The 17,124-nt window shown below is 67.4% G+C and carries 22 protein-coding genes; 10 read left to right on the forward strand and 12 right to left on the reverse strand.

Features of this window, described 5'->3' with window-relative positions:
- From GS4_RS19270 to GS4_RS19290, 5 genes are all read left to right on the forward strand, one after another.
- Positions 1 to 446, forward strand: a 446-nt coding sequence (locus tag GS4_RS19270) for an MTB12 C-terminal domain-containing protein (protein ID WP_007623691.1), incomplete at its 5' end; no start/stop codon positions are given.
- A gap of 56 nt (positions 447 to 502) precedes the next feature.
- On the forward strand, positions 503 to 1,474 hold the full coding sequence (locus GS4_RS19275; protein ID WP_007623694.1) for an ABC transporter substrate-binding protein: 972 nt from the start codon (positions 503 to 505) through the stop codon (positions 1,472 to 1,474).
- Between the two features lie 59 nt (positions 1,475 to 1,533).
- Entirely contained in the window at positions 1,534 to 2,019 is a 486-nt protein-coding gene (locus tag GS4_RS19280) for a PPOX class F420-dependent oxidoreductase (RefSeq protein ID WP_007623696.1), read from the forward strand.
- Positions 2,020 to 2,322: 303 nt separating this feature from the next.
- Positions 2,323 to 3,357 (forward strand): DUF6745 domain-containing protein, encoded by a 1,035-nt coding sequence (locus tag GS4_RS19285; RefSeq protein ID WP_245555777.1) that lies wholly within the window; start codon positions 2,323 to 2,325, stop codon positions 3,355 to 3,357.
- 118 nt (positions 3,358 to 3,475) lie between these two features.
- Positions 3,476 to 3,940, forward strand: a complete 465-nt coding sequence (locus GS4_RS19290; protein ID WP_007623701.1) for a DUF8820 family protein — start codon at positions 3,476 to 3,478, stop codon at positions 3,938 to 3,940.
- A gap of 73 nt (positions 3,941 to 4,013) precedes the next feature.
- Here GS4_RS19290 and GS4_RS19295 read toward each other — a convergent pair whose 3' ends face one another.
- From GS4_RS19295 to GS4_RS19315, 5 genes are read right to left on the reverse strand one after another with little or no spacing between them, the layout of a single operon-like run.
- Positions 4,014 to 4,790, reverse strand: coding sequence for an exodeoxyribonuclease III (locus GS4_RS19295; protein ID WP_007623703.1), 777 nt, complete (start codon positions 4,788 to 4,790; stop codon positions 4,014 to 4,016).
- Positions 4,790 to 5,293 (reverse strand): barstar family protein, encoded by a 504-nt coding sequence (locus GS4_RS19300; protein ID WP_007623704.1) that lies wholly within the window; start codon positions 5,291 to 5,293, stop codon positions 4,790 to 4,792. The genes GS4_RS19295 and GS4_RS19300 overlap by 1 nt, the downstream gene beginning before the upstream one ends.
- Positions 5,290 to 5,844 carry a guanyl-specific ribonuclease gene (locus GS4_RS19305; RefSeq protein WP_007623705.1) on the reverse strand — a complete coding sequence of 185 codons (555 nt, stop codon included), beginning with the start codon at positions 5,842 to 5,844 and terminating at the stop codon, positions 5,290 to 5,292. Before GS4_RS19305 ends, GS4_RS19300 begins: the two co-directional genes overlap by 4 nt.
- A 33-nt stretch (positions 5,845 to 5,877) precedes the next feature.
- Entirely contained in the window at positions 5,878 to 6,987 is a 1,110-nt protein-coding gene (locus GS4_RS19310) for an N-acetylglutamate synthase, CG3035 family (RefSeq protein WP_007623706.1), read from the reverse strand.
- Positions 6,988 to 6,996: 9 nt separating this feature from the next.
- Entirely contained in the window at positions 6,997 to 7,605 is a 609-nt protein-coding gene (locus GS4_RS19315) for a peptide deformylase (RefSeq protein ID WP_007623707.1), read from the reverse strand.
- Between the two features lie 245 nt (positions 7,606 to 7,850).
- On the opposite strand from GS4_RS19315, the gene napA reads away from it, so the two are divergent.
- The 4 genes from napA to GS4_RS19335 all read left to right on the forward strand — a co-directional run bounded on the left by napA (position 7,851) and on the right by GS4_RS19335 (position 10,770).
- A complete protein-coding gene (napA, locus tag GS4_RS19320; RefSeq protein ID WP_007623708.1) occupies positions 7,851 to 8,207 on the forward strand; it encodes a nucleoid-associated protein NapA in 357 nt (118 codons plus the stop codon).
- A 96-nt stretch (positions 8,208 to 8,303) separates the two neighbouring features.
- Positions 8,304 to 8,795, forward strand: a complete 492-nt coding sequence (locus tag GS4_RS19325) for a LytR C-terminal domain-containing protein (RefSeq protein ID WP_007623709.1) — start codon at positions 8,304 to 8,306, stop codon at positions 8,793 to 8,795.
- Positions 8,796 to 8,859: 64 nt separating this feature from the next.
- The gene (locus GS4_RS19330) at positions 8,860 to 9,546 is read left to right on the forward strand and encodes a superoxide dismutase family protein (protein ID WP_007623711.1); all 687 of its coding nucleotides are present in this window, start codon (positions 8,860 to 8,862) and stop codon (positions 9,544 to 9,546) included.
- 99 nt (positions 9,547 to 9,645) lie between these two features.
- A complete protein-coding gene (locus GS4_RS19335) occupies positions 9,646 to 10,770 on the forward strand; it encodes a glutamate--cysteine ligase (RefSeq protein WP_007623712.1) in 1,125 nt (374 codons plus the stop codon).
- Here the strand turns inward: GS4_RS19335 and GS4_RS19340 are convergent.
- A complete protein-coding gene (locus GS4_RS19340) occupies positions 10,767 to 11,996 on the reverse strand; it encodes a multidrug effflux MFS transporter (RefSeq protein ID WP_007623713.1) in 1,230 nt (409 codons plus the stop codon). The genes GS4_RS19335 and GS4_RS19340 overlap by 4 nt on opposite strands.
- Positions 11,997 to 12,044: 48 nt before the next feature.
- Here GS4_RS19340 and GS4_RS19345 point away from each other — a divergent pair, with 48 nt between their 5' ends.
- Positions 12,045 to 12,539, forward strand: a complete 495-nt coding sequence (locus GS4_RS19345; RefSeq protein WP_007623721.1) for a MarR family winged helix-turn-helix transcriptional regulator — start codon at positions 12,045 to 12,047, stop codon at positions 12,537 to 12,539.
- Between the two features lie 60 nt (positions 12,540 to 12,599).
- Here GS4_RS19345 and mnhG read toward each other — a convergent pair whose 3' ends face one another.
- The 6 genes from mnhG to mbhE form a co-directional block, all read right to left on the reverse strand.
- Positions 12,600 to 12,932, reverse strand: a complete 333-nt coding sequence (gene mnhG, locus GS4_RS19350; RefSeq protein WP_007623723.1) for a monovalent cation/H(+) antiporter subunit G — start codon at positions 12,930 to 12,932, stop codon at positions 12,600 to 12,602.
- Positions 12,929 to 13,192, reverse strand: coding sequence for a monovalent cation/H+ antiporter complex subunit F (locus GS4_RS19355; RefSeq protein ID WP_007623725.1), 264 nt, complete (start codon positions 13,190 to 13,192; stop codon positions 12,929 to 12,931). Before GS4_RS19355 ends, mnhG begins: the two co-directional genes overlap by 4 nt.
- Entirely contained in the window at positions 13,189 to 13,959 is a 771-nt protein-coding gene (locus GS4_RS19360; RefSeq protein WP_007623727.1) for a Na+/H+ antiporter subunit E, read from the reverse strand. The genes GS4_RS19355 and GS4_RS19360 overlap by 4 nt, the downstream gene beginning before the upstream one ends.
- Positions 13,956 to 15,575 carry a Na+/H+ antiporter subunit D gene (locus GS4_RS19365; RefSeq protein WP_007623729.1) on the reverse strand — a complete coding sequence of 540 codons (1,620 nt, stop codon included), beginning with the start codon at positions 15,573 to 15,575 and terminating at the stop codon, positions 13,956 to 13,958. Before GS4_RS19365 ends, GS4_RS19360 begins: the two co-directional genes overlap by 4 nt.
- Entirely contained in the window at positions 15,572 to 16,396 is an 825-nt protein-coding gene (locus GS4_RS19370) for a Na(+)/H(+) antiporter subunit C (protein ID WP_007623731.1), read from the reverse strand. The genes GS4_RS19365 and GS4_RS19370 overlap by 4 nt, the downstream gene beginning before the upstream one ends.
- Positions 16,393 to 17,124 (reverse strand): hydrogen gas-evolving membrane-bound hydrogenase subunit E (mbhE, locus tag GS4_RS19375; RefSeq protein ID WP_007623732.1); only part of this gene is annotated, 732 nt, incomplete at its 5' end. The genes GS4_RS19370 and mbhE, both read right to left, overlap by 4 nt.

Raw genomic sequence — 17,124 nt, forward strand, 5'->3', positions numbered from 1 at the left:
CGCAGCAGACCCCGCAGGCAGGTGCCGCCGCGCCGCAGGGGCAGGCTCCCGCCGCCCAGGCACCCGCGCAGACCCAGCAGCAGGCGGCCGCCGCGCCGCAGCCGCTGACCGCAGGCCAGCTCAACACCAAGATCAAGCTGATCATGAACACCGGGGCCTCGCGCGCCGCGCGTGCATCGGAGCTGCAGAGCGGCGCCCGTGGACTCACCTCGATCGACCAGGTTGCACAGATGCTCCGGGTCAGCGGCGCGGGCTTCACCTACCAGATGGTCGCCCCGGTCACCCAGAGCGGTAACACGCTGTCGGCGCGTCTGCAGATGTCGCTGGTGGGCAATGGCTCTCGCTACCGCCAGCTCAGCTGGATCTGGATGGACAACAAGTGGAAGATGACCAGCCGCAGCGTGTGTGACATCGCGGCCTACGCGATGATCCCCTGCACCGCCTGACCCACCGCAGGGCTGAACAGAATCACCGCCCGTAGGGCAGAAGAGGGAGTGACCCTGTGTCCAGGTTGAAGTCCGGACTCGCGATGCTGGTGATCGCCGTGGTCGCGGTCGTCGGAGTGGGCTGCTCGTCGCCCGACGAGGGGCAGAACAGTGCGCCGGTGCAGATCAACCTGCCCGACGGTCGGTCGGTGACCGTCAACGGCACGCCGAAGCGCATCGTGACGCTCGGTGGACAGTGGACCGACGTCGCCCTGTCGTTCGGTGTGACCCCGGTCGGCTACTACGACGGCATCAAGTTGCAGTCGGGCACCACCCCGCCGTGGTTCGGGGACAAGCTGAACGACGTCCCGCTGCTGAACCCGAACGAGGAGATCGTCGCCGAGGTCGCGAAGCTGAAGCCCGACCTGATCCTGGCTCCCGGATTCGCCTCGATGGCAGGTGGTTTCGAGGCGCTGGCCAAGCTCGCGCCGACCATCGACAAGATCAGTGGTGAGCAGATCGACCCGTGGCAGGACATGGTCACGCTGATGGGCACGATCCTGCATCAGCCGGACAAGGCCAAGGAGATCATCAACGGCGTCGACGAGAAGATCTCTTCCATCAAGGAGGAGTACCCGGGGCTGGAGGGCAAGACGTACGCGTTCGCGTACATCTACGGTTCCGACCAGATCTCGGTTCTCGGAGACGAGTCCGATGGTGCGGCAAAGCTGTTCAGTTCGCTGGGGCTGAAGATCGCGCCGCGACTGGTGCGCGAGAGCACCAAGACCGGTCAGCCGCGCATCCAGATCAGCGCGGAGAACCTCCCGTGGCTGAACGCCGACCTGCTGGTCATCGCGGCGTCGACGCCTCAGTTGCAGAAGAGGTTCGAGGGGCTGCCGGGTTACAAGAACCTCTCGTCGTCCAAGAAGGGCGCGAACTCGATGCTCTCGACCGTTCAGATCACCGGTCTCAACGAGCCGTCGCCGAACTCGATCCCGTTCGCGTTCGACCAGATGAAGCCTGCGTTGGCTGCCGCCTCGCAGAAGTAGCGTCACACCCGAAGAATGCGTTTCGGGGGCGGACACCGGCCCGGCGTAGGGTTGATCCCATGCCGAGAACCGTCGCCACCGCCGACACCGTGGACCGCTCTGAACTGCTCGAGTTCCTCTCCGGTCGGCACAAGATGATCCTGCAGACGGTCCGCTCCGACGGCTCGCCGCAGATGTCGCCCGTCACCGCCGGGGTCGACGCCGACGGTCGGATCGTCGTCGCCACCTACCCGGGTCGCGCGAAGACCGCCAACGCCCGACGGACCGAACAGGTCAGCCTCTGTGTGCTCTCCGACGAGTTCAACGGGGCCTGGGTCCAGGTCGACGGCACAGCCGAGGTGCTCGACCTCCCCGAGGCCGAGGATGCGCTCGTCGATTACTTCCGCAGCATCTCCGGCGAGCATCCTGATTGGGACGAGTACCGGGCCGCCATGCGCACCCAGGGCAAGTCGTTGATCCGCGTCACCCCCACCCGCTGGGGTCCGATCGCCACCGGCGGTTTCCCGGCCGACGTCGCCGCCAAGCTCGACGACCAAGACAACTGAGCCCCAGCCGATTTCGTAGTACGAACCGATGCATGGAGTCGCTCCGTACTACGAAATCGCGGTGGGTGGGTCTTGCGCTCGCCGGCCGAGCGTGCCACTCTTGGTCGCTATGACTACCGGAAAGGCGGACACCGCCACCATCGCGTGAGCGCCGTGCCGTTCCCTCGGACTCGACATCGAGTCGCATCTTCCGAACTCCCCGCACTGATCACCGACGTCCGTGATCACTGGCTGCGATACGCGTTGTGTACCGATCCGGCCGATCGTGTATCAGCCGAAGCCGCTGTCACCGATCTCTATCGGATGTCGGGTCATCCTGTGCCGCAGGTCCTCTGGGTACCGTCGCCGGCTGCCGGCGCCGAACTCATCGACGCCGAGAGGCTGACCTCACCGATCGGCGAGGTGTCCGCCGCCACCGACATCGCCCGAGCGATCACCCGATCGCGCACGTCGATGAACGCCCACCTCCCCGAGCCCGTTTCGATGATGCGTGAGGCGCGCCTGGGCGGTCTGGCGGTGATGCCGATGACGGTCGCGGAGGCGCTCGACGTCGGCGTCAGTCCTCAGGTGGTGCTCTGTCGCGCTGTGCGGGACTCGTTGCACACCAGCGTTTTCGGTGGTGTTGCAGCTACCATCCGGACACTCATGCGACCTCTCGGCGGGGTGGTCGCCTGGTACGGCCAGCAGGAGATCCACCACCTCGCCGTCGTCGATGCGGCGAGCCGTGCCGGTCTCGCGACCTTCCGCGATGACGATCTGGCCATGGCTCACCTCCAGGAGACGTTGGCTGCATCGACCGGATGGTGGTGGGCATTCGACGACGTCTGCATCATGTCGGAGCGTCCGACCCGGCTGCTCACCGAAGCCGCGCCCGGCGGGGTGCATGGCGAGCTGCGGATGCACTGCGACGACGCTGCAGCGCTGGAGTTTTCGGATGGTCGATCAGTGCACGTCGTCCACGGCACCGTCGTCCCCGAGTGGGTCATCGTCGACCCGACCCCCGAGCGCATCTCACGCGAACGCAACATCGAGGTCCGGCGTACCGCAATCGAGCGGATCGGATGGGACACCTACCTCGACCAGGCGGGCCTGTCCATGGTCGACCAGGCCGACGATCCGGGCAATCCCGGAAGTGTCCTGCAGCTCTACACCACACCGCGCGGTTGGCGGACGAACGCCAAGATCCTGCTGGCCGTCAACGGTTCTCGCGAACGGGACGGCCGGCGGCGGCGATACGGACTCCAGATCCCCGGCTGGGTACCGACCGCACTCGATGCCGCGGGGTGGACCTACGGCATCGCCGGCTCCGACTATGCGCAGCTCGTCCGCCGGACCTGACGGCACTGTTGCACGACTGCAGCGGTAGCTCACCCCGTCTCTCCGACATCGCGGCGCAGCCGCGACACCATCAGCACGTCCTTCTCCATCCATGTCCGCACAACCACAGGTGACCACCATGAACTCGATCGCGCCGAACTCGACCATCACCCTCTCCGACCTGACGTCTGCCACCGGCCTCGAGGTGTTCGACTACCTCGACCAGAGCGTCACCATCCCGATCGTCGACGGCGTCCAGGCGCAAGGTGACCTCCTGGTCGTCCCACGCTCGGTGATCGCCGACGACATCGTGGTGTCGCCCCGGCCGCGACGTGTCCCGGTGCCGGCGTCGGGAATCGAACTGTTGCGCAGCGCTGCCGGCGGCAATCCGCACACCCTGGTCGCCGAGGCCGGGATGTGTACCTGGGCGACGACGATCCGCGACGAGAAGGGTCTCGCACTCGGACTGCTGCGGACCGATGTGACCGCGTACCTCATCCATCCCGAGCACGGCGCCACCGGCATCGCGCCCGGTGAGTACGTCATTCGTCGACAGCGTGAGGCGGGTGGACTCTTCGGGAGGGTTCACCTGATCGCTGACTGATTCTCCCACAACGCGTTTCGGTAGAAGTAGTTCCCGTATTCCGGGAGGAACTTCTACGAGATCGGGTCGTTGGTCAGAGGTCGATGATGACCGGGGCGTGGTCGCTGGCACCCTTGCCCTTGCGGGCATCGCGGTCGACCACCGCGCCACGCACCCGGTCGTCGACCGCCGGGGAACACATCAGGTAGTCGATGCGCATGCCCTCGTCGCGGGCGAACCGGAGCTGCGTGTAGTCCCAGAAGGTGTAGCCGTCGGTGTAGGGCTTCGCCGAGTCGAGGTATCCGGCGTCGACGAAGGCGGCGATCGCCGCGCGCTCGGCGTCCGACGCGTGCACCTTGCCGGCGAACAGTTCCGGGTCCCAGACGTTCTCGTCGGTAGGCGCGACATTCCAGTCCCCGGCCAGCACTATCTGGGCCGCCGGATCGTGGGCGAGCCACAGCGCGGCCGTGTCACGCAGGGCCGTCAGCCACTCCAGTTTGTAGGCATAGTGCGGGTCGTCGAGATCCCGACCGTTGGGCACGTACAGGCTCCAGACCCGGACACCATCGCAGACGCCGGAGATGGCTCGGGCCTCGACGCCCGCGGCGTCGGCGAACGACGGTTGCCGATCGAAACCCACGTGGACGTCCTCGAGGCCCACCCGGGACGCGATGGCGACACCGTTGTAGGCGCCCTGCCCGACGTGCATGACGTCGTAACCGCCGGCCAGAAAGCTCATCACCGGAAACTGGTCGTCGGAGCACTTGGTCTCCTGCATGGCCAGCACGTCGATGTCCGACCGTTCCATCCACGCGACGATCGACTCCGACCGCGCGCGAACCGAATTGACGTTCCAGGTAGCGATACGCATCAGCCGGTCACCTCGGCCGGTGTGACACCGACAGCGCGCCATCGATCGGCGACCGATTCACGGAGAGTCGGCAGCGTCAGCAGCAGGACCCCGAAAGATGCCGCGGGCCGTGTGTGGTCGCGGTAGTGGTCGCGATAGAAGACGAGGGATTCGGCGAACCAGCCGAGTTCGTCGGGGGCCGAGGTCAGGATGGCATCTGCGTGCACGATCCGGGTCAGATACCCGTCCGGGGTCGGGCGACCGGCCGACACCGCAGGCCCGTCCAGGTCGCGCATCGCATCGTCGAGTGCATCGCGATTGCGCCCGGCCGTCTTCGCGAGATCCCAGCGGCGGGTGAATTCGTCCAGCAGGCCTGACACGGTGGTCATCATCGAACCGTCGAGCGTGCGTGCGGTGATACCCGGCACGGAGCGCGGCAATCGCTGCGACTCCAGTATCCCGACAACGGGTCCCACGTCGCCGGAGTCGCGGATGAACTGCCGCAACGGAATCGATCCGCTCATCGACCGCCCTCCCGGATGAGCACGAATGTGTCGTAGTGGTCGGCGGTGTACCAGGCGCGGCCATCGCTGCCGGTGACGATGCGTTCGGCGTCGCGGGACCGGCCCGGCCGCTTGGGGTTGACGTCCCACTCCTGATAGCTGATCCGACGGCCGGACGCGTCGGTGGCCGGGAGTCGACGTTCGCTGTTGCGGAAGACGATCCCGCCGCGAGTCCCCGGCGCATTCGCCGCGTCGGGCCAGTCGCCGGCATCGATGAGGGCGAGGGTGCGCAGGACACGCGGTGGCACTGCGGCCGGATTTCGTGAGGTCTGAGCAGTGGGTCGCGCGGCGCTCGTCCTCGTCGGCGGCCTCGCGTCACGACCGGTCGTCGACGCCGCAGAACTGGTTTTCACCGAACTGGATGCCGCAGAACCGGGCGGGGCCGAACGCCGGGGATCGTCGGAGGAGTCGAGCCAATACGTGACACCGACGGCGAGCAGCAGCAGGACGAGCACGATGGCGGTCACGAGCGCCGAGCGGCGACGGGACGACGTGGTGGCGCGGCGAGACATCGGGTCAACCGTATGTCATGGCGGGGCGGCCGGTCAGCCCTCCACGTCGGGTCGGGGCGGGTTGTCGGGCGACATCTGTGAATCGGGGACGGGCTGGTCGGGGAGGGACAGATAGTGATAGCTGTGGTGGAGGCCGAATCCGAGTCGGCGGTACCAACCACCCGCGACACGGTTGGTCCCCTCCACCTGGACGTAGGCGCGTGGCGCCCCGTGACCGGTGCCCCACGTGGTGAGCGCCGACATCACCGCGCTCGCCGCGCCGGTGCGGCGGTGGTCCGGGGACGTCCACAACGCCGTGATCCCGAGCCATGGGTCGCCGCGCTGGGACAGGGTGACCGCCCCACGCCCGATGGCGACCACTCTTCCGGCCTGGTCGGTGACGGTCGCGAAGGTGACCGAGCCGTCGGCCACCGCCGACACCACCGCACGAGAGATCTCGAGATCGACATCCGGCCCGCGATACGCGCGCAGCCAGTGGTCGGTCGGCTCGTCCGCCAGGAGTACCGCGTGGCTGCCCGACACCGGTTCGGGCGCACCGAGATCGCGGACCAGCACCTGTACCTCGTCACTGACGGGTGTCCCGATGCCCGGTCCCCCGGCGGGCAACAGGCGATCGACCGAGGCGACGAGCGCGGACCGACCGCGGTCGCGGTACCACGAACGGATGGCGTCGAGTGTGGGACCGTCTGGGCGGGCGCCGAATTCGATGGGGACGGCTGAGTTGGCGCGTCGGGTGAACCCGCCACCCGACCGGACCAGCCACCCGGCCACCCGGTCCGACTCGATGCCGGGCCAGGCATTCGCGGCGGCGACCTCCAGCGACCGGATCTCGGAGTTGCGCACCGTCACCCCGGACAGCAACCGGATCGAGGTGACGGCCGCGGCCGGGATCGACTCGGCTGTGCCGTCACGCTCGACGACCAGCGGATCGCCATCGTCGACGAGTCGGCCGGTGACGTCGGAAAGGGTTGCGCGCGAGGCGCCACGCCAATCGGACGGGGTGCCGGTGCCGAGGCGGTAGCGGATCACCACCCGGTCGCCGACCATCGGCGCGGCGGCCACGGGGCCACCGTGTGCCGCGTCGGTTCCCGACACAGGTGGCACTTCGGGCCCCGTCACGGGTGGCTCGTCGGTTCCCGACACGTCAGCCGGTCAGTCCTCGTCGTCATGGCCGAACGGGTCGACCACCGTGCCGGGTGTCCAGGTGAGGCCGGGAACGCCCCAGCCGTGGCGCTTGATCGACTTCTTCGCCGCGCGGGCGTGGCGTCCGACCAGCACGTCGACATAGAGGAAACCGTCGAGGTGGCCGGTCTCGTGCTGCAGCATCCGCGCGAAAAACCCGTCTCCCTCGAGCACCACCGGCTCGCCGTCCCGGTCGACTCCGGTCACCCGCGCCCACTCGGCGCGCCCGGTCGGGTACTGCTCTCCCGGGACCGAGAGGCATCCCTCGTCGTCATCGTCGGGGTCGGGCATCGTCTCGGGGACCTCGGAGGTCTCCAGCACCGGGTTGATGACCTCGCCACGGAGTCGTGCGGCGGCGCGGGACTCACCGTAGGGGCAGTCGTAGACGAACATCCGGCGTCCGTCGCCGACCTGGTTGGCCGCCAATCCGACCCCGTGCGCGGCGTCCATCGTCGCGTACATGTCGTCGAGGAGCGCGACGGTCTCCGGGGAGGGCTTGCCGTCGGCGTCGAGTTCGACGGGTACGGTCGGCCGGTGCAGCACCGGCTCGCCGACGATGCAGATCGGGAGTACAGCCATGCGGCCAGATTACTGCGCGGCCATGGCCTTTCTCCCATCGCCGCCCACGGTGGTCGGTGCCGCGTCGAGGCGTCGGCGGTGCGGGCGAGTCACAACCGGATTCGGATAGTGGATCGTGGTTAGATATCAACGAACCACACTGCTGTGATTTCGGCGCGACGACGCGATCCCGCCGTCGGAGAGCGGAGCCGCCGACGATCAGGGCACGATGGTGTCGAGCACGAGGGCGATCTTGAGGGAGCGAGATGGACAGCGCAGCAGCGCGTAGCCAGAAAGAGGGCGGCGAGCCCTCTACGGAACCATCGGCCGAGCAACCCTCCCACGTCGACCCGCACGAGGTCGGACCGGACGGACTCTCCCGACGCGAACACGACATCTTGGCCTTCGAGCGGCAGTGGTGGAAGTACGCCGGGGCGAAGGAAGAGGCCATCAAGGAACTCTTCGGCCTGTCGGCAACGCGGTACTACCAGATCCTGAATGCACTCGTCGATCGGTCCGAGGCGCTGGCCGTGGACCCCATGCTGGTCAAGCGTCTGCGGCGGTTGCGTGCATCGCGCCAGAAGGCGCGCGCCGCCCGGCGGCTCGGGTTCGAGATCACCTGACGTTCTTTCGGTGGGGACTGCTGATCCTTTGATGCATGACCAGACCGGCGCTGCGTGGAGCAGGCGCTACGAGGATGTGCGTTAAGGTTTCGGGTGATGAATGCTGATCGCGAACCGAACCGCCTTCCGCTGCGGGCCGGCGCCATGTTGCTGCTGGCCGTGGCAGTCGTCTTCATCGGTCTCGGATGGCATTCCGCGGCGACCGGCGACGAGGACCCCGAGGCGGGACTCGAGGCGGCCCAGAGCCGCGTGAGTGCGAGCACGCCCACATCCAGTGCGGCTGCCACCTCTGCGGCTTCCTCGGAGAACTCGTCCACCAAGCGTCTGTGCGTGTTCAATGCCGGCTCGGTCGCGGGACTCGCCGGTGAGGTCACCGACGAGCTGAAGGCCAAGGGATACCGCACCGCATCTCCGGGGAACATCAGCTCCGGCACCATCACCGAGAACACCGTCTTCTACGACGACGGCGACAAGACCGACGCCGACAAGGTGGCCGGCGACCTGGGTGACGACACCAGCGTCGATCCCCGTCCGTCCTCCTTCACCCAGTGCACCGACGGCATCCCCGTCATCGTGGTGACCCGCTGACATCCGCCAGACAACGACAGCCTGCGTGCCGATCCTCCGGTCGGCGCAACCGAGAAGGAGCGACATGACCGTCAGTTCGAAATCCATCCTCGCGACCGTGGTCCGCGGACGCCGCGGCCGCACGCTGGCGGCGGTGGCCTCGATCGGTGCGATCGGCGGCGCGCTGGTGGGATGTACTCCCGACGAGCCGCCGACGGACGCACCCGGCACCACGCCATCGGTGGTCACCGGAAACCAGGCACCTCCCGGTGAGGTCGACCCCGCCGACGGCATCGGCGACTCCCCGAAGGAGAACGCGACCGCCAATCTCATCGATTCGAAGGGACAGCCGGTCGGTGTCGCCGAGTTCGTGCCCAGCGGATCGTCGGTCAAGGTGACGGTCAAGGTGCAGAAGGGTCTGCCTGCCGGCTTCCACGGGATGCACCTCCACCAGCGCGGGGAGTGCCAGACGGGCAGCGAGGCCTTCACCTCCGCCGGTGGCCACCTCCAGGTCGGCGGCCGCACCACACATCCGGCCAGCGGCGACCTGGTGTCCATCAACGTCCTGCCGGACGGTTCCGGTGAGACCGTGACCACCACCGACGCGGTGACGCTGGAGCAGATCGTCGGCAAGTCGATCATCATCCACGAGAAGCCGGACAACTTCGGCAACATCCCGACCCGGTACGCACCGCAGCCGGACGAGCAGACGCTGATGACCGGCGACGCCGGTTCGCGGATCGCCTGCGGTGTCATCGAAGCCCACGAGTGACGATTCCTCGTCGGTGAGCAGTGATGACAAGTCGTCGGTGAGCAGTGACGACCAGTCGTCGGTGAGCAGTGACGACCAGTCGTCGGTGAGCGAGGCGGAATGATCGACCCGATCCCGTTCAAGGCTTCGCCGACACCGACGCTCGGTGTGGAGTGGGAGCTGGCCCTGACCGACAAGGTCACCGGTGACCTGTCCAACTCGGCTGCCGACCTGTTCGCGGCGGTCGCCGAGCGAGCTCCCGAGCATGCGGGGCAGATACACAAGGAACTGCTCCGCAACACCGTCGAGCTGGTGACCGGCATCTGTCGGACGACCGGCGAGGCGATCGACGACCTCGCCGGCACGCTGTCGGTGGTGCGCGACCTCACCGAGGATCTCGGTGTCGACCTGTACGGCGCGGGTACGCATCCGTTCGCGGAGTGGTCGACCCAGCTGCTCACCGAGGGGCACCGATATGCGGAGCTCATCGAGCGCACGCAGTGGTGGGGCAGGCAGATGTTGATCTGGGGTGTGCACATGCACGTCGGGATCGACAACCGCGACAAGGTGCTCCCGATCCTGAGTTCGATGCTGAAGTACTACCCGCACCTGCTGGCGTTGTCGTCGTCCTCACCGATGTGGTCGGGCAAGGACACCGGTTACGCGAGCAATCGCGCGATGATGTTCCAGCAGCTGCCGACAGCGGGCCTGCCCTTCCAGTTCACCGGCTGGGGTGAGTTCGAGGCGTTCGTCGCCGATCAGAAGACCACCGGGATCATCGACCACATCAACGAGATCCGGTGGGACATCCGGCCGTCGCCGCATCTGGGCACCATCGAGGTGCGCGTCTGCGACGGGGTGTCGAACCTGCGTGAGCTGGCCGCACTGGTCGCGCTGACCCACTGCCTCGTCGTCGACCTCGATCGTCGGCTGACCGCGGGCGAGGAACTCCCGCAGATGGCGCCGTGGTTGGTGCAGGAGAACAAGTGGCGCGCAGCGCGATACGGCCTCGACGCGATCATCATCGAAGATGCCCAGTGCAACGAACGACTGGTCACCGACGATCTCGCCGAACTGTTGGAGCGGCTGACACCGGTGGCACGATCGTTGAGCTGCGAGTCGGAGCTGGCCTCGGTCGGTGACATCATCACCCGCGGAGCGAGTTACCAGCGGCAGCGAGCCGTGCACGACCGGACCGGCAGTGTGCGTGAGGTCGTGCGATCGGTCGTCGACGAGTTGGGTTAAGTCGCCTCGGGCGCGCGCTGCCCGGCCCGACCGCGCGTCAGCGCGAGGCCTGCGACGGCGATCAGCGCACAGCCGAGCATGGTCACTACCATCGGCACAGCCGTTGCCGCACCGCCGATCCCGACCAGCGGCGACACCGCCGCGGCGAGTCCGAACTGGGCCGCACCGAGCACTGCCGAGCCGCTGCCGGCGGTACGTCGCGTCTGCTCGACGGCGAGGGCCGTGCCGTTGGCCATGACCAGGCCGACGCTGGAGACGGCGACCCACAGCAGCACGACGGTGACCGCCAGGCCGGCATCCGCGAGGGTCGCGACGACCAGCGCGGCGGTGAACACGACCAGCACCCCCAGACCGACCTGGAGCAGCATGCGCGCGCCCAGGCGGTCGACCAGCTTGGCATTGAGGATGTTCGCCGCGATGAGACCGATTGCATTGCAGGCGAAGACGGTCGAGAAGGCGATGGTGGAGAGGCCGAACAGGTCCTGGAACACGAACGGCGATGCGGCGATGTAGGAGAACATGCTGCCGAACCCGAAGACGAACGTGATGGTGTAGCCGAGGTAGCGGCGATCGGTGACCACCGCGCGGAGGTCGGTCAGCACACTGCCGATGCCCCCGGTGCTGCGCAGCTCCGGCGGATGGCTCTCGCCGATGTGCAGGATGACGCCGAGCAGCATCGCCACTGCGAGCGCGGTCAGCACCCAGAACACCACATGCCAGTCCGACTGCTCGATGATGACGCCCCCGAGCAGCGGTGCCGCGACCGGCGCGATGCCGTTGATGGCCATCACGACGCTGAAGGCCTTCGCGGCCTGGGCGCCGTGGGCGCGGTCGGAGATGACGGCGCGACCGAGCACGATCCCGGCAGCTCCGGTGAAGCCCTGGAGGAATCGGAACACCAGCAGGAACTCGACGTTCGGGGCCAGGGCGCACGCGACGCTCGCCGCGATGCACACCGACGTGCCGGCCAGGAGCAGGTGCCGACGACCGAGCCGATCGGAGATCGGACCGATGATCAACTGTCCGATCGCGAGACCGATCATGAAGGTCGTCAGCGTCAACTGGATCGTCGACGGCGATGTTCGGAACTCGTCGGCCATCGCCGGGAACCCGGGCAGGTACATGTCTGTCGCGAGGGGCGGCACCGCTGCGAGCAGCGCCAATGCGATGAGCATGATCGGCGGCACGGCGGCCTCCGACCGTGAGGTCACGATCGGATCGGTCATCAAATTAGTTCTAATTTTAGAGCTAACCATAGATGTATGGTTGCACGTATGGCGGCGGAGCGACAATCGGACACCCGGCGGGCCGCGGATGCACGGCGCGGGGCGACCGCGGATCCGGCACGTGAGGTCGCCGACAGCATCCGCACGGTCGTCTGGGCGTTGCGACGCTACGGCGAGCGGCAGGCCGGACTGACCGCCCTGCCGAACTCGGAGCTCGAGGTGCTGCGAACCGTCGCCGAGCGACCGGAGTGCACGGTATCGGAGATCGCCCGACTGCTGGGGCTGCAGACATCCAACGTCAGTACGTCGGTGCGTCACCTGATGGCGAAGGGATTGCTCGAACGGACCGTCGACCCGGCGGACCGGCGCTCGGCCCGGCTGGCCATGACGGCGGAGGCGCGGCGCCACGCCGGGATGATCGACGACGTGTGGTCGCGGGCGATCGGCGATCAGTTGTCGCAGATGACCGCTGACGAGGTGCGGACCCTGGTCGACGCGGCACCACTGCTGCGGCGTATCGCGCGACTGCCCGAGCAGTCCTAGGTCGCAGGGGCCGGCAGGCCCCGGGAAGCCTCCGCGCGGATGGAAGTGTCCGCTCGGAACTCAGTCCCGGTTGGGCGATTCCATGTCGTCACGGTCCATGAGTCCGTCTCGTGCGCGCTGCTCCTGGTAGGCGAGGCGTCCGATGCGGTGTGCGACGACCGGGGCGGTGATCAGGGCGAAGAGGCAGGACAACACCAGCATCCCGACGTCGACGTTGTCGCCGAGCCGGATCATCGCACCGATCAGGACCAGCAGCAGCCCGAAGGTCTGCGGCTTGGTAGCGGCATGCATCCGGCTCAGGGTGTCGGGAAAGCGCAGCAGTCCGATCGACGCGGTGAACGCCATCAGGGACCCGAGGAGCAACAGCGTGGCGCTGATGATGTCGACGATCATGTCTGGTCATCCCGGACTCGGAAGCGGGCGATGGACACCGACCCGACGAAGCTGAGCAACGACAGCGCGACGATCGCGGGCACCACGGTCGAGTCGAGGCTGTACGCCGCCCAGACCCCGAGCCCGCACATGCAGAGGGCGACGAGGGTGTCCAGCGAGACCAGACGGTCGAGTGTGGTCGGACCGCGCAGCATCCGGATCGACGTCAGGATCGCCGACGCCATCAACAGGATGCTCGCGATGAGCCAGACGTAGGTCATCGTTCCCCCCGTCCGAACCGCACACGCTGCCGGTCCTCGGCGGACACGTGGTGGTAGTCGTCGTCGATGCCGTGGTACGGGCTCGGATGCCATTCGCTGTCCCGCTCGAACGCTCGGATGAAGGCACGCTCGACGAAGGCGACCTGCTTGTAGAAGGCCTTGACCCGCTTCTCGTTCCGGACGTCGAAGACGTGGATGTACAGCATCCGACGACGGTGGTCGATCTCGAGGACCATGGTCCCGGGGACGAGGTTGAGGTAGTCGACCGCGAGCGTGAGCACCATGTCGGACTTGATCGCGACGCGCACCCGGACCACCGCGCCCAGCGGCGGCTTGCCCGGCCGGATCGCCATCCAGCCGACTTGTGCGCTGGACACGAAGAAGTCGAAGACCAGTCGTGCGACCAGACCCAGGACCGCGATCGGGTGGATGCGACCTTCGACCGGTACGCGCGGCAACGGCAGCAGGGTGATGACCGCGATCGCCAACACCAGCCCGCCCAGCACGTTGGCCCAGGAGACGGTGCCCCACAGCAGGACCCAGACGAACGTCAACCAACCGACGGTCCACAGACGGACCGCGACCTCACGGCTGTCGGAGCCCAGCCAGCGCGGGATGCGGACGTGGCCGCGTAGCCACACCAGTCCGCTGACGAAGTACCAGAAGACGAACAACAGGGAGACGCGTCTCGCATTCGTCAGCCGTGCACGGACCGGTCCCTTGGTGGAGACGATCGGCCGACGTGGGCCGTGCGGTTCGTCGCTCATCCGTGGTCACCTCCTCCCAGCACCGACTGCACGTAGACGTTGCGGTCGGCGATGTCGGTCGCGGCGCGGTCGGTGAAGCCCAGGATCGGACCGGCCCAGAGCGTCAGCACGAGCCCGGCGGCAACCATGATCGCGGTCGGCACGACCATCGCGATGGGCATCCGGCCGACGTCCGCGCGGTCGTCGAACGAGGCGTCGGTGGCGCTCTCGTCGATCAGCGCGGATGGTGCGCGGTCGGCCAACTCGCCCTCCGGGGCGTCGGCGCGGGCGCGCCAGAAACCCTTGGTCCAGACGCGGGCCATGACATACAGCGTCAGCAGGCTGGTGATCACCGAGCCGGCGATCAGCAACCACGCCAGCACGGAGCCGTCTTCGGCACCCGCTTCCATCAGCGCGACCTTGCCGATGAAGCCGGAGAACGGAGGGATGCCACCGAGGTTCAACGCCGGTATCAGGAACAGTGCGGCGAGCAACGGACTCGCGAGCAGGCCGCCCAACCGTCGGAGCGATGCCGAGCCGGCCTGGCGTTCGATGAGTCCGACCACGAGGAACAGTGTGGTCTGCACGAGGATGTGGTGGGCGACGTAGTAGATGGCCGCGGACAGTCCCAATTTGGACGACAACGCGACGCCGAACACCATGTAGCCGATGTGACTGACCAGGGTGAACGACAGCAGACGTTTGACGTCGGACTGGGCTATCGCGCCGAAGATGCCGACCAGCATCGTCAGCAGTCCGGCGATCAGCAGCATGTTGTCCATCGAGCCACCCGGGAACAGCAGGGTGTGCGCTCGGATGATCGCGTACACACCGACCTTGGTCAGCAAGCCGGCGAACACGGCGGTGACCGGGGCGGGTGCGGTGGGGTAGGAGTCGGGCAACCACGTCGACAGTGGGAACACCGCCGCCTTGATCCCGAACGCCACCAACAGGACCGCGTACAGCGCATTGCGGGTGCCGTCGGGGACGGCGTCGAGCCGAACGGCCATCTGGGCGAGGTTGAGGGTGCCCGTCGTCGCGTAGGCGAACGCGATGCCGGCCAGGAAGATCAGCGACGAGACCATCGAGACCATCACGTACGAGGCGCCCGCCCGCACACGTTCACCGCTGGCGCCCAGGGTCAGCAACACGAAGCTCGCCGACAGCAGCACCTCGAAGGACACGTAGAGGTTGAACAGGTCACCGGCGAGGAAGGCGTTGCAGACACCCGCGCACAGGATGAGATAGGTCGGGAGGAAGATCGAGACCGGTTGCTGGGTGGTGCCGCCGTCGCGGAGACCCTGACCGATGGCGTACACCACGACGCAGAGCAGCACGATGGTCGAGACCACCAGCATGAGCGCCGACAGTTGGTCGACGACAAGGGTGATGCCCAACGGACCGTTGGGGAATCCTTTGCCGCCCCAGCCGCCGATGGCAACCGCGAACGTGCCGTGTGTGTTGGTCAGATAGAGCATCAGGCACGAGGCGACGAAGGCCACCGAGATGGCCGCGACGGTCACGACCCGCTGCAGCACCGGGCTGCGGCCGCGCAGCAATGTGAGAGCGGCGGCGACCATCGGCACCAGCGTGGGCATCGTGATCAGGACGGGAATCCACGTTGGATCGGGTGTCATCGGGGGTCACCTCCGTCCTCGTCACGGTGCTCATGGCTCTCCGGATCGGGGTCTTCCCGATCGCGGTTCTCTGGGTCGGGGTCCACTGGATCGTGGTTCTCGGGGTCCCGATCCGACGCGGGTGTCTCACCCGACCCGACAGCCGCATCGACGGCCGCCTGGTTGTCGGCGTCTTCTTCGACGAGCAGGTCGGCCACCTCGTGCCGTTCGGCCGGGTTGACGGGGTCGCGGGGCGACCCGTCGGCGGTCTCGGTGGTCTCGTCGGTCACGTCGTCGACCATCTCGTCCACCACGTCGGAGTCGGTCGGCATCAGGTCCGTTTCGATGATCTCGCGGTGCCGCTCGGCGAACTCCTCCGGCGTCAGCGGGTTGCCCGCATCGTCGAAGTAGTCGCCCGCGGAGGTGTCGGCGCCGGTCAACGGGTCGTCGCTGCGGTCGCGATCGGGAGCGTTCTTCAACGATCCCTCGCGGATCTTGCGGTCCTCGGGATCGTCCTCGAGGTCGTCGTCGTCACGGTTGAGGACGAAGAGTCGGTAGACGAGCGCCAGGATGAATGCGGCCACGCCCATGGTGATGACGATCGCGGTGAGCACCATCGCCTGCGCGAGTGGATCGGCGTCGTTCGCGCGGTTCTCGGACTCCCGACCGAGGATCGGCGGATTGCCCATACCGCCCGAGATGATGATGATCATCAGGTTGATCGCATTGCCGCACAGCAGCAGTCCGAACAGCATCCGGACCAGGCTGCGTTCCATCAGCAGGTACACGCCGGTCGCGGCCATCACGCCGACGACGATCAGCAGACCGAGGTTCACGCTCATCGCGTCGCCCCCAGGTCTCCCGATGCGCGAGCGGGCGTGCCCGACATCGTGCCCGACTCCACGTCGAGACGTGCACCGAGACTGCGCAGCACGTCGAGGACCAGGCCGACCACGATCAGATAGATGCCGAGGTCGAAGAACAGCGCAGTGACCAACTTGATGTCGCCGAGTACCGGGACGTCGATCTCGACGACCGCCGACGACAGTGCCGGGGCGCCCGCGACCATGGCGCCGACCGCGGTGAGAGCCGATATCGCCAGGCCGGCACCGAGGATGCGGCCCGGTTCGATCGGCAGGGCCTCGCCGAGCTCGTAGCGACCGCCGGCGAGATACCGCAGGACGAGAGCCAGGCCCATGGTGAGACCGCCGGCGAAGCCGCCGCCGGGGGCGTTGTGGCCCGCGTAGAAGAAGTAGACCGACAGCACCACCATCGTCGGGAAGATGAGTCGGGTGGTCGCCTCCAGCACCATCGATCGGTGGCGGGGGTCGCGGAATCCGCTGCCCAGCAACCAGGTGGTGCGATCGGGTGGGATCGGATCGTCGTCGTCGGAGTCGGGATCGCCGTTGACGCCGTTCTGCAGTCGGGTGGCGTCGGCGACGCGCGGTGCGCCACCAAAACGTCGGTTGCGGAACACCATCGACGCCACACCCGTGGCGGCCGCGATGAGAACCGACACCTCGCCCAGGGTGTCCCAGGCGCGGATGTCGACGAGCAGGACGTTCACCGC

It is taken from the genome of Gordonia soli NBRC 108243 (assembly GCF_000334455.1).
GTDB classification, from domain to species: domain Bacteria; phylum Actinomycetota; class Actinomycetes; order Mycobacteriales; family Mycobacteriaceae; genus Gordonia; species Gordonia soli.

Bases quoted from the DNA above. Each gene is read 5' to 3' on its own strand.
- GS4_RS19280 (WP_007623696.1), top strand. From the start codon at position 1,534: ATGCCGAGAACCGTCGCCACCGCCGACACCGTGGACCGCTCTGAACTG.
- GS4_RS19285 (WP_245555777.1), top strand. From the start codon at position 2,323: ATGTCGGGTCATCCTGTGCCGCAGGTCCTCTGGGTACCGTCGCCGGCT.
- GS4_RS19290 (WP_007623701.1), top strand. From the start codon at position 3,476: ATGAACTCGATCGCGCCGAACTCGACCATCACCCTCTCCGACCTGACG.
- GS4_RS19295 (WP_007623703.1), bottom strand. From the start codon at position 4,790: ATGCGTATCGCTACCTGGAACGTCAATTCGGTTCGCGCGCGGTCGGAG.
- GS4_RS19300 (WP_007623704.1), bottom strand. From the start codon at position 5,293: ATGAGCGGATCGATTCCGTTGCGGCAGTTCATCCGCGACTCCGGCGAC.
- GS4_RS19305 (WP_007623705.1), bottom strand. From the start codon at position 5,844: ATGTCTCGCCGCGCCACCACGTCGTCCCGTCGCCGCTCGGCGCTCGTG.
- GS4_RS19315 (WP_007623707.1), bottom strand. From the start codon at position 7,605: ATGGCTGTACTCCCGATCTGCATCGTCGGCGAGCCGGTGCTGCACCGG.
- napA (WP_007623708.1), top strand. From the start codon at position 7,851: ATGGACAGCGCAGCAGCGCGTAGCCAGAAAGAGGGCGGCGAGCCCTCT.
- GS4_RS19325 (WP_007623709.1), top strand. From the start codon at position 8,304: ATGAATGCTGATCGCGAACCGAACCGCCTTCCGCTGCGGGCCGGCGCC.
- GS4_RS19330 (WP_007623711.1), top strand. From the start codon at position 8,860: ATGACCGTCAGTTCGAAATCCATCCTCGCGACCGTGGTCCGCGGACGC.
- GS4_RS19335 (WP_007623712.1), top strand. From the start codon at position 9,646: ATGATCGACCCGATCCCGTTCAAGGCTTCGCCGACACCGACGCTCGGT.
- GS4_RS19340 (WP_007623713.1), bottom strand. From the start codon at position 11,996: ATGACCGATCCGATCGTGACCTCACGGTCGGAGGCCGCCGTGCCGCCG.
- GS4_RS19345 (WP_007623721.1), top strand. From the start codon at position 12,045: ATGGCGGCGGAGCGACAATCGGACACCCGGCGGGCCGCGGATGCACGG.
- mnhG (WP_007623723.1), bottom strand. From the start codon at position 12,932: ATGATCGTCGACATCATCAGCGCCACGCTGTTGCTCCTCGGGTCCCTG.
- GS4_RS19355 (WP_007623725.1), bottom strand. From the start codon at position 13,192: ATGACCTACGTCTGGCTCATCGCGAGCATCCTGTTGATGGCGTCGGCG.
- GS4_RS19360 (WP_007623727.1), bottom strand. From the start codon at position 13,959: ATGAGCGACGAACCGCACGGCCCACGTCGGCCGATCGTCTCCACCAAG.
- GS4_RS19365 (WP_007623729.1), bottom strand. From the start codon at position 15,575: ATGACACCCGATCCAACGTGGATTCCCGTCCTGATCACGATGCCCACG.
- GS4_RS19370 (WP_007623731.1), bottom strand. From the start codon at position 16,396: ATGAGCGTGAACCTCGGTCTGCTGATCGTCGTCGGCGTGATGGCCGCG.